The 13,176-nt window shown below is 64.0% G+C and carries 15 protein-coding genes; 5 read left to right on the forward strand and 10 right to left on the reverse strand.

Going from position 1 to position 13,176, the window contains the following annotated elements; all coding sequences use genetic code 11:
• The first annotated feature begins 18 nt into the window (after nucleotides 1-18).
• A complete protein-coding gene (locus NKJ13_RS19980; protein WP_352455430.1) occupies nucleotides 19-327 on the forward strand; it encodes a HigA family addiction module antitoxin in 309 nt (102 codons plus the stop codon).
• A 43-nt stretch (nucleotides 328-370) separates the two neighbouring features.
• On the opposite strand, the gene NKJ13_RS19985 is transcribed toward NKJ13_RS19980, so the two are convergent.
• From NKJ13_RS19985 to NKJ13_RS20010, 6 genes are all read right to left on the reverse strand, one after another.
• Nucleotides 371-658 carry a DUF982 domain-containing protein gene (locus NKJ13_RS19985; RefSeq protein WP_352475640.1) on the reverse strand — a complete coding sequence of 96 codons (288 nt, stop codon included), beginning with the start codon at nucleotides 656-658 and terminating at the stop codon, nucleotides 371-373.
• Between the two features lie 88 nt (nucleotides 659-746).
• The gene (locus tag NKJ13_RS19990) at nucleotides 747-1,553 is read right to left on the reverse strand and encodes an ABC transporter permease (RefSeq protein ID WP_352737375.1); all 807 of its coding nucleotides are present in this window, start codon (nucleotides 1,551-1,553) and stop codon (nucleotides 747-749) included.
• A 4-nt stretch (nucleotides 1,554-1,557) separates the two neighbouring features.
• Nucleotides 1,558-2,391 carry an ABC transporter permease gene (locus NKJ13_RS19995; RefSeq protein WP_254819440.1) on the reverse strand — a complete coding sequence of 278 codons (834 nt, stop codon included), beginning with the start codon at nucleotides 2,389-2,391 and terminating at the stop codon, nucleotides 1,558-1,560.
• 24 nt (nucleotides 2,392-2,415) lie between these two features.
• Nucleotides 2,416-3,531 carry an ABC transporter substrate-binding protein gene (locus tag NKJ13_RS20000; RefSeq protein WP_352737376.1) on the reverse strand — a complete coding sequence of 372 codons (1,116 nt, stop codon included), beginning with the start codon at nucleotides 3,529-3,531 and terminating at the stop codon, nucleotides 2,416-2,418.
• 66 nt (nucleotides 3,532-3,597) lie between these two features.
• Nucleotides 3,598-4,692, reverse strand: coding sequence for an ABC transporter ATP-binding protein (locus NKJ13_RS20005; RefSeq protein ID WP_352737377.1), 1,095 nt, complete (start codon nucleotides 4,690-4,692; stop codon nucleotides 3,598-3,600).
• A gap of 254 nt (nucleotides 4,693-4,946) precedes the next feature.
• The gene (locus tag NKJ13_RS20010) at nucleotides 4,947-5,834 is read right to left on the reverse strand and encodes a LysR substrate-binding domain-containing protein (RefSeq protein WP_352737378.1); all 888 of its coding nucleotides are present in this window, start codon (nucleotides 5,832-5,834) and stop codon (nucleotides 4,947-4,949) included.
• Between the two features lie 75 nt (nucleotides 5,835-5,909).
• Here NKJ13_RS20010 and NKJ13_RS20015 point away from each other — a divergent pair, with 75 nt between their 5' ends.
• Together NKJ13_RS20015 and NKJ13_RS20020 are read left to right on the forward strand one after the other, a co-directional pair.
• Nucleotides 5,910-7,502, forward strand: coding sequence for a zinc-binding metallopeptidase family protein (locus tag NKJ13_RS20015; RefSeq protein WP_352737395.1), 1,593 nt, complete (start codon nucleotides 5,910-5,912; stop codon nucleotides 7,500-7,502).
• Between the two features lie 33 nt (nucleotides 7,503-7,535).
• Nucleotides 7,536-8,468, forward strand: coding sequence for a dimethylarginine dimethylaminohydrolase family protein (locus NKJ13_RS20020; RefSeq protein ID WP_352507131.1), 933 nt, complete (start codon nucleotides 7,536-7,538; stop codon nucleotides 8,466-8,468).
• A gap of 12 nt (nucleotides 8,469-8,480) precedes the next feature.
• Here the strand turns inward: NKJ13_RS20020 and NKJ13_RS20025 are convergent, their stop codons facing one another.
• On the reverse strand, nucleotides 8,481-9,488 hold the full coding sequence (locus NKJ13_RS20025; RefSeq protein WP_352507132.1) for an ornithine cyclodeaminase family protein: 1,008 nt from the start codon (nucleotides 9,486-9,488) through the stop codon (nucleotides 8,481-8,483).
• Between the two features lie 160 nt (nucleotides 9,489-9,648).
• On the opposite strand from NKJ13_RS20025, the gene NKJ13_RS20030 reads away from it, so the two are divergent.
• Nucleotides 9,649-10,110 carry an Lrp/AsnC family transcriptional regulator gene (locus NKJ13_RS20030; protein ID WP_254819434.1) on the forward strand — a complete coding sequence of 154 codons (462 nt, stop codon included), beginning with the start codon at nucleotides 9,649-9,651 and terminating at the stop codon, nucleotides 10,108-10,110.
• A 118-nt stretch (nucleotides 10,111-10,228) separates the two neighbouring features.
• On the opposite strand, the gene NKJ13_RS20035 is transcribed toward NKJ13_RS20030, so the two are convergent.
• Both NKJ13_RS20035 and NKJ13_RS20040 read right to left on the reverse strand, forming a co-directional pair.
• Complete coding sequence (locus NKJ13_RS20035; protein WP_352705684.1) at nucleotides 10,229-10,612, reverse strand: YybH family protein; 384 nt, start codon at nucleotides 10,610-10,612, stop codon at nucleotides 10,229-10,231.
• 161 nt (nucleotides 10,613-10,773) lie between these two features.
• Nucleotides 10,774-11,523: an SDR family NAD(P)-dependent oxidoreductase gene (locus NKJ13_RS20040; protein ID WP_352507134.1), complete on the reverse strand. Its 750-nt coding sequence runs from the start codon at nucleotides 11,521-11,523 to the stop codon at nucleotides 10,774-10,776.
• Nucleotides 11,524-11,619: 96 nt separating this feature from the next.
• Here NKJ13_RS20040 and NKJ13_RS20045 point away from each other — a divergent pair, with 96 nt between their 5' ends.
• Nucleotides 11,620-12,513: a LysR family transcriptional regulator gene (locus NKJ13_RS20045; protein ID WP_352737379.1), complete on the forward strand. Its 894-nt coding sequence runs from the start codon at nucleotides 11,620-11,622 to the stop codon at nucleotides 12,511-12,513.
• Nucleotides 12,514-12,593: 80 nt separating this feature from the next.
• Here NKJ13_RS20045 and NKJ13_RS20050 read toward each other — a convergent pair whose 3' ends face one another.
• Complete coding sequence (locus NKJ13_RS20050; protein WP_254819430.1) at nucleotides 12,594-13,013, reverse strand: VOC family protein; 420 nt, start codon at nucleotides 13,011-13,013, stop codon at nucleotides 12,594-12,596.
• Nucleotides 13,014-13,176: the final 163 nt, after the last annotated feature.

The raw sequence follows: 13,176 nt of genomic DNA on the forward strand, positions 1-13,176 counted from the left end.
AGATTGGAGAAATCGATTATGAGCGTGTATGAGCCGATGCGTCCGATGGAGCGCTGCCCATCCCACCCCGGGGCGTTGCTCGACGACATTATCCCGGCAACCGGCAAGACCAAGGTGGAAATCGCCAATCTGCTCGGAATCTCGCGCCAGCAGCTTTACGACATCATCCGCGAAAAGAAGCCGGTGTCGCCGGCTGTTGCGGCGCGCCTTGGAAAGATGTTCGGCGACGGCGCCGCGATCTGGCTCAGGATGCAGGCCGCTTACGATGCGTGGCACGCGGAGCGCGAGGTCGACGTCAGCGCCATTCCCAGGCTCCATGCTGCCTGAGATGCAATAGATCGGCCGAACCACCGAGGCTCTCATAAATCGATCACGGTCCCGCCTGCCTGGACCGGTCCTGCGGTTCGACGGCTCGCTCGACCAGGACATGCGCCTCCCGCGCGGCCTCGATGAACGCGTCCCTGGCGGCTTCGGTCCAGCGATCGTCGCTCATGGCGCGGCGGCATGTGCGCAGTGCCAAGCCGTGTTTGGCGCTGCCGGCGTCGCGCCAGTGGGCTTCCAGCAATTCGACAGCCTGACGTGCGTTGGAAATGTTGCGGATATCTCCCACGATGCCGACCGCAACCGCAACCGGCTTGGAAAACCATCCTTGGTTCATGGCGAAGCCTTCGACGTGTTGAACTACCTATAACGAAAATCGTAGCGCAAGGTTTCATTTGCGCCAGTCACCACGGCGTGAGGCGCGTCTACTGCGCCGCGCGCAGCCTGACCACGACGCTGCGCGCCACAAGCACCAGCACGGTGATGACGATCAGGATCACCGAGAGCGCTGCGATCGCCGGGTCGATGTTGTCGCGCAGGCCCATCCACATTAGCCGCGGCAGCGTGATGGCGTTGACCGAGGTGATGAACAGGGTGACGCCGATCTCTTCCCAGGACAGCACGAAGGAGAGCAGTGCTGCGGTGACGATGCCGAACTTGATGTTGGGCATGATGATGCGGGTCGCGCGCTCCCATACGGTCGCGCCGAGGCCGCGGGCGGCGAGGTCGATGCGGCGGTCGAGCTGGCTGAGCGACACCAGGATCAGCACCGTGGCGAAGGGCACCGTCATCACCGCATGCGCCATGGCGACACCCAGCCAGGTGTCGTAGCCGAAGAACGACGAGAACCCCGAGATCGAGGTCAGCAGGAAATAGAGCGTGATTGCCGAGACCACCGGCGGCACCACCATCGGCAGCAGAACGAAGCCGACGAGAGCGGCGGTGAAGCGCGGCTGGAACATCCAGACGCCGAGGCTGAAGCACAGTGCCAGCACCGTGGAAAAGGCGCTGCTGACTATGCCGATCCTGGTCGAGAGCAGGATCGAATTGATCCAGCGCGGATCCTCGATCAGCGCTCGGTAATGGCGCAGCGACAGTTCGCCCGACGGCATCGCCAGCATGCGGCTCGGCGTCAGCGATACCGGGATCACGGCGAGCAGCGGCAGCAGCAGGAATAGCGCGACCAGGGCGGCGAGGATCAGCGAGACGGGACCGGGGCGGTAGGTCGGCATCGCGCTACACCAACTGCTTCGGCCTGATATAGCGGAAAAGCAGCGCCATCAGCGCGCCGACGAACAGCACCAGCACCACGCTGATCGCCGCGCCCAGGCCCCAGTCCGGGCTCTGGAAGATGCGGAGATAGATCAACTCGGCGATCATCACGCTGCGGCCGCCGCCGAGAATCGCCGGCGTGACGAAGAAGCCGAGCGAAAAGACGAAGACGATTAGCGCCGAGCCGATGATGCCGGAGCGGGTCATCGGCACGAACACCGACCAGAAGGTGCGCATGCGGCTGGAGCCGAGGCCGCGCGCCGCCAGCAGCACACGGTCGTCTAGGCTTCGCATCGAAGACGCCAGTGGAAACACCGCGAAGGGGATGAGGAAATGCGTCATGCCGACGATAACGCCGAACTCGTTGCGCACCAGAGCCAGCGGCTCCGAGATGAAGCCGACCGCCTGCAGCCAGGTGTTGATCAGGCCGCGATTGGACAAAAGCGCCACCCAGCCGAAGGCGCGCGTCAGCACCGAGATCCAGAACGGCACCAGGATGCAGAACTCGGCCACGACGCGCTGCACCGGCGTGCCGCGCACCCAGACAACGGTGATGGCGTAGGCGGCGGCAACCGAAACGATCGTCACGATCGCGGCGATACGCAGCGTGCGGATGAAGACCGACTGCACCAACTGATCCGTGAGCAGCGCATTGTACTGCCCCAGCCCCGGCGTGGGCAGCGTAAAACTCCATTTGACCACGCCGAGGAATGGCCAGGCGTAAGCCAGCACAAGGAAGAGGAGCAGCGGCGCCATCAACAGCGCCGCGCCTATCCTGTCGGAGAGGTGTGCTCTCATCTCGCCCCCGATCATCCCGGCTTGTCAGGCGGAGATGATCTTCGTGTATTCGTCGAGTGCCGCACCGTAGTTCTTGGCGTACCAATCCATGTCGAGCGGGATCTGCTTCTTCATGTTCTCGGGATCGACGGGGTTGATGCGCTTCTTGTCAGCGGGGATCAGCGCGTCGGCGGCCGGATTGGCCGGACCTTGGCCGAGCTTGTCGAACATGATGAGTTCCTTCTCCGGGTCCTGGGTGCTGGCGATGAACTTCATCGCCGCGTCCTTGCCGCCGGGATTGCCCTTGAGCACGGCGAGCGCGCCGGGCGAGATCAGGCCCTGGTCCCAGATGAACTTGATCTTGCCGCCGGAATCCTGCTCGATGAGCGAGGCCCGGGTCGACCAGACGATCGCCATCGAGGCCTCGCCATTGAGCAGCACGCTCTGGCTTTCGGCGCCGCCACCCCAATAGGCAACGACGTTCTCCTTGAAGGCCGCGATCTTGTCATGCGCGCGCTTGAGGTCGAGCGGATAGAGCGAGGCCGGAGCGATGCCGTCGGCAAGCAGTGCCGCTTCCCAGCTCGACACGCCCCATTTGTAGAGCGAGCGCTTGCCGGGGAATTTTGCCACGTCGAAGAAGTCGGCCATGCCGGTTGGTGCCTGGCTGCCGTATTTCTCGGCATCGTAGGCGATGACATAGGAGAAGAAATAGGTCGAGGCCGCGTATTCCCAGCCGAATCCCGGCCGCATCTTCTTCTTGTCGACGATCGAATAGTCGATCGGCTCGAGCATGCCTTGGGCGCCGAGCGTGATGGCCGAGAACGGATCGACGTCGACCAGGTCCCAGGTCGGCGCGCCGCTCTTGAACTGCGCGGCGATCGCGCCTTCGGTCGGACCGGAGCCGTCCATCTTGACGGTGATGCCCGTCTCCTTGGTGAAGGCTTGGCCATAAGCCGCGTCATAGGCGGTGATGGCGTCGCCGCCCCAGTTGACCAGCACCAGTTCCTTCGCCGCGGCAAAGGCGCCGGTCGAGCGCAGCAGCATCGGCGTGCCGGCCAGCACCAGTGTGGCCAGTTGCGTGAACTGCCGGCGCGAGATCTCGCCGCGCACTGCCCTGGCGGACAGCGCCTCGATGGAATTTTTCCTGGTTTGATTTGTCATGTCAGTTCCCCTTTTTGTTGTTGGTATTTCCTGAAAGTCAGCTTGGCGAATTCGCCACGCCGATCGTCATTGTCCTCCGTCCGGAAGGAGGAAGCCTTTCTCCGCCGGCCAAGTCAGCCACACGGAATTGCCCTTGCTGAGCGCGGAAGCGGCAACCTCGTTCGGCACCGAGACCGTGATCTTGGCGCCTTGGCGCGTCGTCAGATCGAGCCGCGTCGCAGCGCCGAGGTAGGTCGAGGCGACGGCAGTCGCGGCAATACCGTTCTCGCCCGCTGCCGCCTCGCGTGCGATCGACATGTATTCGGGCCGGATCGCCAGGATGGCGTCGCCACGGACCTTCTCGGCCTTGCAGCGCATGCTGATCGCGCGGTCTTCGCAGAGGCCGGTCGAGCCATTGTCGGCCGGGTGCACGCCCTTCAGCGGCAGCATGTTGATCTCACCCAGGAACTCGGCGACGAAGCGGTTGTCGGGCCGGTCGTAGACCTCGTCGGGAGCGCCGACCTGCAGCAATTTGCCATGGTTGAAGATGGCGACGCGAGACGACAACGCCAACGCCTCGCTCTGGTCATGGGTGACGAAGACGAAGGTGGTGCCGGTCTCCTGGTGCAGCCGCTTCATCTCGGCCTGCATCTGGCCGCGCAGGCCCTTGTCGAGTGCCGAAAACGGCTCATCGAGCAAAAGCACGCCCGGCTCGAAGACCAGGGCCCGGGCCAGGGCCACGCGTTGCTGCTGCCCACCGGACAATTGCGACGGCAGTTTCTTTTCGTGGCCCTTGAGCCCGACGCGCTCGATCATGTCGCCGACGCGGCGCTTGATCTCGGCCGCCGATTTCTTTCTCACCTTGAGCGGGAAGGCGATATTGGCCTCGACGCTCATATGCGGGAACAGTGCGTAGCCCTGGAAAACCATGCCGGCGGCGCGCTGCTCGGCCGGCCGCTCGGTGATATCGACGCCGTCGCTGTAAAGGCGACCGTCGGTCGGCTGAATGAAGCCGGCAAGGATCATCAGGAAGGTGGTCTTGCCGGAACCGGAGGGGCCGAGCAGGGTAAGGAACTCGCCACGGCCGATATCGAGCGTCAGATCGTCCAGCGCACGGAACGAGCCGAAGCTCTTGCCGATCCCGATTGCCTTGATCTCTGCGGCCCGGCCGGGTTGCTGCATCCTGCCCTTTCCTTAGCGTAGGCGAAATCGTATGCAGGGCGGCGGCTTACCGCAACCGAATAGTTTTCGCCTGATCGGCAAATTTGATTCATCTATGCGCCAATCTTGGGGAGATGTCGCCGAAGGCGACGGAGGGGGGGTCGTCTCGCGTGAAGCGCCAACTTCCTCTTTCTTCGAAAATCAGACCGGGCCGAGCCCAGTCGGACCGACCCCCTCTGGCCGCTTCGCGGCCATCTCCCCCTCGAGGGGGGAGATTAACGCTGGTTCTCCGACAGCTTCGACCTCAGCCACCGCCCAAACGCCTCCAGCACCGGATGCGCCGCCTTGGCATGTTCCGAGACCAGAAAATACGAGCGCGGGGAATTGATCGCTATGTCGAAGGGGCGCACCAGCCGGCCTTCGCTCAGTGCCCGGCCGCTGGTCAGTTCGTCGCCCATGGCGATGCCCTGGCCGGCGATCGCCGCCGAAAAGACCAGGTTCATGTCGGAAAAGAAGATGCCGCCTTCCGGGTCGGGGTTCTCGACCTTGGACAGCGCCAGCCAACGCGCCCAGTCCTCGGTGTCACCGAGATGCAGGAGATTGGCGCGCAGCACGTCTGCCGGTTTGGAGAAGCCGCCGATCTTGTTGAGCAGCGTCGGGCTGCACAGCGGCGTGAACGAGATCTCGCACAACAGCTCGACCGCGCGGTTCGGCCAGTTGCCGACACCAAAGGCGATGAAGGCGTCGGCCTCGGCATTGCTAACGTCATCGAGGCGGCGCGGCGTCAGGATGCGGAGCGCGACATCGGGATACATCTGCCGGAATTCGCCAATGTGAGTGCACAGGAAAAGCGAGGCGAAGCCGGGGGTGCAACTGATGCTGAACGAACCGCCGACGCCGGTGCCGGCATGGCGCGTCACCGCGTCACCCAACACCGTCAGCGCCTTGCGCACGTCGCTGGCATAGCGCTGGCCACGCGGCGTGAGGGCCACGCCCTTGCCGATGCGTTCGAGCAGATCGAAGCCGAGGTCGCGTTCGAGCAGGCGCAATTGATGGCTCACCGCACTGCGGGTCAGATGCAGTTCGTCGGCGGCGCGCCAGACGCTGCCGTGGCGGGCAAAACTGTCGAGGGCGCGCAGCGCCTGCGTCGAGGGAATTCTCAAGAGGTGAACCGAATTTGCATGAGCCGGGAAAACATATCACTTTTTGGCGGGGCGCTTCACTGCTTTCTTTCCGCCATGGAGAAACCGGTGACCTCGGCACAAGCGACCGCGCTTGCCTGTCTGGATGACATCCAGCCGTCCCTGTCGGCGTGGACGCGGACCATCTTCGACTTCGGCGAGACCGCCTGGCGCGAATACCAGTCGGCCGCCTGGTATGTCGAGCAGTTGAAGCACGAAGGCTTTTCGGTCGAGGAAGGCTCCGGCGGTATGCCAACGGCCTTCTGCGCCCATTGGATCAACGGGACCGGCCCGACGATCGGCATGTACGCCGAATACGACGCGGTGCCCGGCAATTGCCAGGACGCGGCAACGGTGAAGCGACCGCGTCCGGGCCTCGGCGAACAGGCGGGCGGCCACACCGATCCGCATTCCGGCCTCGGCATTGCCAGCCTCGGCGGCCTTTTGGCGACCAAGGCAGCAATGCAGCGCCACGGCATATCAGGCACGCTGCGCTTCACCGGCGAGCCGGCGGAGAAGGTGAGGGGATCGAAGCCGATCCATGCCGCGAAGGGCTATTACGATGGGCTGGCGGGTATGATCTCCTTCCATCCTTTCTACATGCTGCCGCTCTGCAACACGGCGCGCTGGGACACGCATTGCGGTGCGGCCTATGCGATGATCCACCGCTTCATCTGCGACGAGCCGGAACATTGGGCGAGGGCGGCAGGCACCGCAGCACCCATCCCGCAGGCGCATTCGGCGGTCAGGGCGCCCGGCGCCAACGACGCGCTCATGATGATGTACATGGCGTCCAAGGCGCTGCGCGATTCCATGCTGCCGCATCAGGGCGGCTGGTCGATCAGCGAGGCGATCCTGACGGCGGGCCAGGCGACCGCCGACAATCTGCCGGCCGGGCTGGCCGAGATCCAGTACATGATCCGCGTGCCGACGCTTGCTATGGCCGAGCAGGTCACCGCCATGCTCGACCGCAATGCGGAAGCCGCAGCTAGGATGAGCGGCTGCCGCCATGAGCGGCACTGGGTGTCGAAGTCGCGGCCGGGGCTGGCCAATCACGTCATGGCCGGCATTGCCTTCGACGCGCTGGCGGCGGTCGGGCCGCCGCGCTGGGACGAGACGGCCAAGGCGATCGCCCGCGAAATCCAGGTCAATGCCGGCGGCGAGGCGAGCGACGAACCGTTCATCGCCGAGCTGGAGCGGCTGATTGCGCCGCAGGATGCAGAGGCGCTGCTGCGTCGCGACCTGCCGCCATCGCAGCTCAATTCGACTTCCGACGACTACACCGACATGTCGTGGCATACGCCGACGGCGCGGTTCTATGTCGCCCGCCCGGCGCTGCGCTCGGAGAATGGTCACGCCTATCCGGGCTGGGCGATGAATGCGCTGGGCGGCATTTCTGCCACCATCGACCCGATGGTCATCTGCGCCGCAAAGACCATTGCGCTCGCGGCACTTCGCTTGTTGGAAGACGAGGCTGCGCGCGACGCGGCGATGGACGAATTCGTCGCCCGAACCGGCGGTGGCATCGGCGGCTCGAACTGGATCGCCCCGCTCTGCGACTACGATCCGCCGATCGGATTTCGCTGGCCGGAATACATCACCACCCCGCGCGGACGGGATTGGTGGATACCAAGCAACCAAGCCGCATGATCAACCAGCCGCCCCCATCACGAGGAGAAACTCATGACCGTCCATGACCGCATCGTCGCCGAGCCGTTTTCGCTGCAGCGCCGCAACCCGGTGGGCGGCACCAAGCCGTTGACCGCCTGGGGCTTCGCCAACGAGACCGACGTGCTGACCGACGTGCTGCTCGGCTCGCCGAATTTCCTGCGTCATCTCTCGACCAGCTCGCTGTCGCGAAAACATCTGCGCGAGGCGCCTTGCAACCTCCAGATCGCGCAGGCACAGCACAAGGACCTGGCCGCCGCCTATGAGCATTTCGGCGTCAACATCCACTGGCACGAGCCGACGCCGGAGCTGCCGATGCAGGTCTATTCGCGCGATTCCAGCGTCATGACGCCCTACGGCGCCATCATCACCGCGATGGCCCAGTGGTGGCGGCGCGGCGAGAACTACGCGGCGATCCGCACCTATGAGAAGCTCGGCATCCCGATCTACGACATGGTCACCGCCGGCACCTTCGAAGGCGGCGACTTCAATGTCATCGAGGATGGCGTGGTGCTGATCGGCTGCGGCGGCGCCCGCACGCAGGAGGAGGGCGCGCGCCAGGTGCAGGCCTGGTTCGACAAGGAGGGCTGGGAGACCCGCATCGCCTTCATCGACGAATATTACGTCCATATCGACCTGATGGTGGTGCCGATTGCGGAAAAGCTGACGGCCGTCTGCCTTGCCTGTACGGAGCCCGGCATCGTCGACTGGCTGAAGGGCAAGGGCCACGAGATTATCGACGTGCCGTTCCAGGACACGATGGCGCTCGGCTGCAACTTCATGTCGCTGGGCAAGGACAGGGTGATCGCGCCGACTTCGAGCCAGACGCTGATCGGCCAGCTCAAAGCGCGCGGCTTTGAGGTGGCCGCCATCGACATGAGCGAAATCTCGAAGACCGGCGGCGGCATCCACTGCATGGCACAGGCATTGAAGCGCGAGCCTGCGTGAGGCGGCACGCGCCTACAGCACGACGAGCTTTCCCTTGCGCAGACGCCGGGCGCAGCAATAGGCCAGGTCGGCGGCGACCATGTCTTCCATCGCAATGCCCATCGCCTTGTAGGTGGTGATCTGCTGATCCGAAACGCGGCCCGGCGCGCGGTCGAGTAGCATGGCGCCAAGCTCGGTGCCGAAATCCGGGTCGAAGCCGGCAAGCTCGCAGGAACCGACCGGGGTCGGTTTGAATGCATCCTTGGTTTCGACAAAAAGACTGGATTTGGCGATGAGCTCGATCGGCATTTCACCGCGGGGCGGCGCCACCCCGACCGACGAGACATGCGTGCCCGGCTGGACCCAGCCTGCGTCGATCACCGGCTGATAGGAGTGGGTCGCCAGGCACACCACGTCGGAACTGCGCACTGCCGCCTCGAGGTCGGCGACCGCCACCACCGACGGGTGCAGCCGGGCAAGCGCTGCCGCATCGTCGAAGCTCTTCGAAGCGACGCGGATTTCGGTAAAGTCCCGCACCAGCGGCAACAAATGGAGATGCTGGTTGGCCTGCACGCCGGCGCCGACCACTGTCGCTATCCTGGCATCCCGGCGGGCAAGCGCGCGCACCGACAGCACAGCGGAGCCGGAGGTTCGCACCGCCGTTATGAAGGTGCCGTCCATGATGCAGACCGGCAGGCCGGACAGCGGATCGAACAGGCTGATGGTGGCGAGGTGGCTGGGCAGGTTCTTGGCCAAGTTGCCTTCGAAGACATTGACGATCTTGACGGTCAGGTTCATGCCTTCCATCCAGGCCGGCATGGCGAGGCTGTAGCCGGCTCCGGGGATGTCGAGCTGTGGCCGGGGTGGATTGACAACCTTACCTTGTGACAGCGCCTTGAAGCCGTCTTCCAGAACATCGAGAAGCTGGCTGAGGTCGATGCACGCCATCACGTCGGCTTCGCTCAGCACCAGGATCTCGGTCGCTCCCTTGCTGATTTCCGCCGCACTCTTGCCGGCTGGACTGAACGCTTCCTTGGTCATCCTGCACTCCCTTTGTTCGTCGAAATCGGCTCACCCCGTTTGCTTCGCGTGGGTGAGGGAAGTGCAAGCTATTGCGAGGTTTCATGTGATGAAATACGTTGATTTTGGCATCTCTGCGTGAAATCAACACATAAATCCCTGAGATAGAGTGGATTGTGAAATGGACGACCTCGACCAGATAGACCGCAGCTTGCTCCGGCTGCTGCAGGAGGACGGGCGCCGAACGACGCTTGATCTGGCCGGGCGTATCGGGCTGTCGCCGACCGGAACCAGCCAGCGGGTGAAGCGCCTGTTCCGCGACGGGTTCATCACCGCGGTCAGAGCCGTGCTCGATCCGCGCAAGGTCGGCCGGGGAACGCTGGTGTTCATAGAGGTCCGGCTTGACCACACGGCGCCGCATGTCTTTGACCGTTTTGCCGAAGCCGTGGCGAAAGCCCCGGAGGTTCTGGAGTGCCATATGGTGGTTGGCGGCTTCGACTATCTGGTCAAGGCGCGGATCGCCGATATGGCGGTGTTCCAGGACTTCCTGCAGCGGGTCATCCTGCCGCTGCCGGGTGTGCGCGAAACGCACACTTTCGCCTCCATCGCCGATGTCAAGCCGAACGCCCTCTTGCCCGTGTGATCAGGTAGAGGAGGAACACTGTTCAGGGCGGCTTGCATCGCATCCTCGCCATCTTATCGGTCCCCCTTGGCCGCTCTCCCTTTGCCCGCCTTCCGGTGCAGGATGTCGGAGACCGGCGCTAGCCTTGCGCAGTCAGCAGGTTCGCGTCGCGCGCGAGCCGCCACTCACCGTCTGCCTCCTTGCGCAGCAGCGTCAGTGCATATCCCGATCGATGGACCGGCTCGCCATTCGGCGGAGTCGCCGTCATGTCGATGCGGCTGCGGATGAAGGCCCAATTGCCGAGAAGCTGTAATTCCACGATATCGCTGGTGCCGTCGATATGAACGCCGGCCGTCTCCCGCGCGGCTGCCGCGAAGATCTCCTTGTCGAAGGGTTCCCGGCCGGGAACCATGAAGATCGCGTCGTCCGTCATCAAGCTGAGCACGGTCGCAATGTCACCACGCTTGCTCGCATCCATCCACGTCTCGACCAGCCTTCGGATTGCTTTTTCGTCGCCCGTCATCCGTTACCTCCTTGGCATCTAGCGGTCATCGATAGCGCACGGCGCTCCTCCCTTGCTGAGAAACATAGGGCTTGGATCCCCGTCGTCATCGATTGCGGTGTTCCTCGATGTCACGCTGCGGGGGCATGGTCCGTAAAACGGCAGGTCCGCGCCCTGCATATCTATCGCCAGCCGCCCGAGGCGGTGATGCGCTCGCCGGTCAGCCATGACGCTTCGTCGGAGGCGAGGAACACCGCGACGCGAGCGACGTCGTCGGGCCGACCGAAACGGCCGAGCGGGGTCATGGTGACGATCTGTTTTTCGAAGTCGCTGCCGACGATGCCGATACGCTCGAGGCCTTCGGTGTCGACGCCGCCGGGCGCAATGGCGTTGACGCGGATATTGCGGGCGCCGAGTTCCCGCGACATCGACAGCGTGATCGTGTCCACCGCGCCCTTGGTGGCGGCATAGACGAGCGAGTTCGGCTGCGGATTGCGGCTGGCGACCGAGCTTATGTTGATGATGCTGCCGCCGCTCGGGCCAAAATGGCTCACTGCTGCTTGCGTGGTCAGAATGATGCCCAGCACATTGGTGTCGAACTCACGGTGGAACTCGGCCTCCGTCACCGCTTCCAGCGGCTCGAATGCGAAGACGCCGGCATTGTTGACCAATATGTCGAGCCCGCCGAACTCCGACTTCGCCGCCTCAAACAGGCGGCGCACGTCGGCCGATTGCGATACGTCGCCCTGGACGGCGACGGCGCGGCCGCCACGGTCCTCGACCTCCGCGACGACACGGTCGGCGCCTTCCCGTGACGAGGCGTAGTTGACGACCACCGCGGCACCGGCCGTGGCAAGACCCTTGGCAATGGCGGCGCCGATACCCTTGGACGCGCCGGTGACGATGGCGACCTTGCCGTTCAGCTTGCTCATCAATCTCTCCTTTGTCGACGATGAGCGGTATTTAATGATGATCAAAAAGCGTATTAGGATCATAATGATCCATTCTTTCGTGCCTAGAATTCCGGAATGACCACCATTCTCGAAAAGACCGCCGGTCTCGTCGCCTTCGTCCGAACCGTCGATGCCGGCTCATTCCATGCCGCCAGCCGGTTGGTTGGCTCGAGCCCATCGGCGGTGTCGAAAAGCGTGGCACGGCTCGAGCGGCGGCTCGGGGTCAGGCTGATCCAGCGCTCGACGCGTCGGCTCGGGCTCACCAGCGAAGGCCTCGCCTACTACGAGCGGGTGGCGCCGCTGCTCAGGGCGCTGGACGATGCCGAAGACATCGTCCAGGTGGCCGATACGGCGCGCGGCCTGCTGCGCGTCACAGCGCCGGTCGAGCTCGGGCGCGGCCTGATCGCGACATGGGCGCAGGCGTTCCTTGCGCAGCATGGCGAAGTGAAAGTCGAGCTCAGCGTCACCGATCGGCACGCCGATCTGATCCGCGAAGGCTATGACGTTGCCGTGCGCATGGGGGCGCTGTCGGACACGGGGCTGGTTGCCCGCAAGATCGCCAATCTGCCGATCGTGCTGGTGGCCTCGCCGGCGTATGTCGAGCGGCGCGGCCGTCCGGCATCGGTCGAGGATCTGGCGAACCATGACTTCATCCGCTACCAGATGGCCGGCCGGCCCTATCCGGTCACCTTTGCCGACGGTACGATGATCGTCCCGAATGGGCGGCTGGATACCGATGATGGCGGCGCCATCCGCAATGCAGCACTTGCCGGTGCTGGAATAGCGCATCTGATGCGGTTTGCGGTGCAGGGCGATCTCGACGCGGGCCGCTTGGTCCGTATCCTGCCCGAGGTGGCAATGCCGACCATGCCGGTGCATATCGTCCATGCCTACGGGCGGCAGCTACCGGTCCGGGCACGGCTCTTCGTCGACTTCCTGGCGAGCCAGATGGCGGCGCTGACGCGATAGGGCAGACGCGGTCTGACGCAAGCACCCAGATTTGGCAGAGACCAACCGTGCCGGCCGGTGCGAACCACCTTTACCCGAAGCTAGAAGGTGATCTTCACTGAATCGGCGCTGCGTTTGGCCGGGCCGTGGTGGACGGCCTCGATATTGTTGCCGTCGGGATCGAGCAGGAAGGCGGCGTAATAGCCGGGATGGTAGGATCGCTCGCCCGGCGCACCATTGTCGGTGCCGCCGGCCTCAAGCCCGGCCTTGTAGAAGGCTTCGACCATCGCACGGTCCTTTGCCTGGAAGGCAAGGTGATGGCGCCCGGTCAGCTTTCCCAGGGCCGCCGGGCTGTCGGGGCTGGAAATGAACAGTTCGTCGGCCCAGAAATAATCATCGCCGGCGCCACCGATCGGTATGTCGAGCACGTTGAGAACAGCCTCGTAGAAGCGGCGGCTGGCCTTGAGATCCCTGACCACCAGGTGGAGGTGGTCGATGAGACGGCCGCGATGAAGTTCCATACCCGATAGCTCCTGATGGCCAGGCTGGAAATCTAGCTCGGGACGATGCACGGTCAATGCATTGGAGCAGTTGAGCGGCGCAATTTTCTGACTGGATAAAAAATGCAACCGGATTGTCGGATTCAAAACATCTCCAACGTCCTTCGGACGCAAGCGGCTCGGC

Source organism: Mesorhizobium sp. M0174, from assembly GCF_040322275.1.
Taxonomy (GTDB): domain Bacteria; phylum Pseudomonadota; class Alphaproteobacteria; order Rhizobiales; family Rhizobiaceae; genus Mesorhizobium.

Coding starts and splice junctions, on each gene's coding strand:
- NKJ13_RS19980 (WP_352455430.1), top strand. CDS start 19: ATGAGCGTGTATGAGCCGATGCGTCCGATGGAGCGCTGCCCATCCCAC.
- NKJ13_RS19985 (WP_352475640.1), bottom strand. CDS start 658: ATGAACCAAGGATGGTTTTCCAAGCCGGTTGCGGTTGCGGTCGGCATC.
- NKJ13_RS19990 (WP_352737375.1), bottom strand. CDS start 1,553: ATGCCGACCTACCGCCCCGGTCCCGTCTCGCTGATCCTCGCCGCCCTG.
- NKJ13_RS19995 (WP_254819440.1), bottom strand. CDS start 2,391: ATGAGAGCACACCTCTCCGACAGGATAGGCGCGGCGCTGTTGATGGCG.
- NKJ13_RS20000 (WP_352737376.1), bottom strand. CDS start 3,531: ATGACAAATCAAACCAGGAAAAATTCCATCGAGGCGCTGTCCGCCAGG.
- NKJ13_RS20005 (WP_352737377.1), bottom strand. CDS start 4,692: ATGCAGCAACCCGGCCGGGCCGCAGAGATCAAGGCAATCGGGATCGGC.
- NKJ13_RS20015 (WP_352737395.1), top strand. CDS start 5,910: ATGGAGAAACCGGTGACCTCGGCACAAGCGACCGCGCTTGCCTGTCTG.
- NKJ13_RS20020 (WP_352507131.1), top strand. CDS start 7,536: ATGACCGTCCATGACCGCATCGTCGCCGAGCCGTTTTCGCTGCAGCGC.
- NKJ13_RS20025 (WP_352507132.1), bottom strand. CDS start 9,488: ATGACCAAGGAAGCGTTCAGTCCAGCCGGCAAGAGTGCGGCGGAAATC.
- NKJ13_RS20030 (WP_254819434.1), top strand. CDS start 9,649: ATGGACGACCTCGACCAGATAGACCGCAGCTTGCTCCGGCTGCTGCAG.
- NKJ13_RS20035 (WP_352705684.1), bottom strand. CDS start 10,612: ATGACGGGCGACGAAAAAGCAATCCGAAGGCTGGTCGAGACGTGGATG.
- NKJ13_RS20040 (WP_352507134.1), bottom strand. CDS start 11,523: ATGAGCAAGCTGAACGGCAAGGTCGCCATCGTCACCGGCGCGTCCAAG.
- NKJ13_RS20045 (WP_352737379.1), top strand. CDS start 11,620: ATGACCACCATTCTCGAAAAGACCGCCGGTCTCGTCGCCTTCGTCCGA.
- NKJ13_RS20050 (WP_254819430.1), bottom strand. CDS start 13,013: ATGGAACTTCATCGCGGCCGTCTCATCGACCACCTCCACCTGGTGGTC.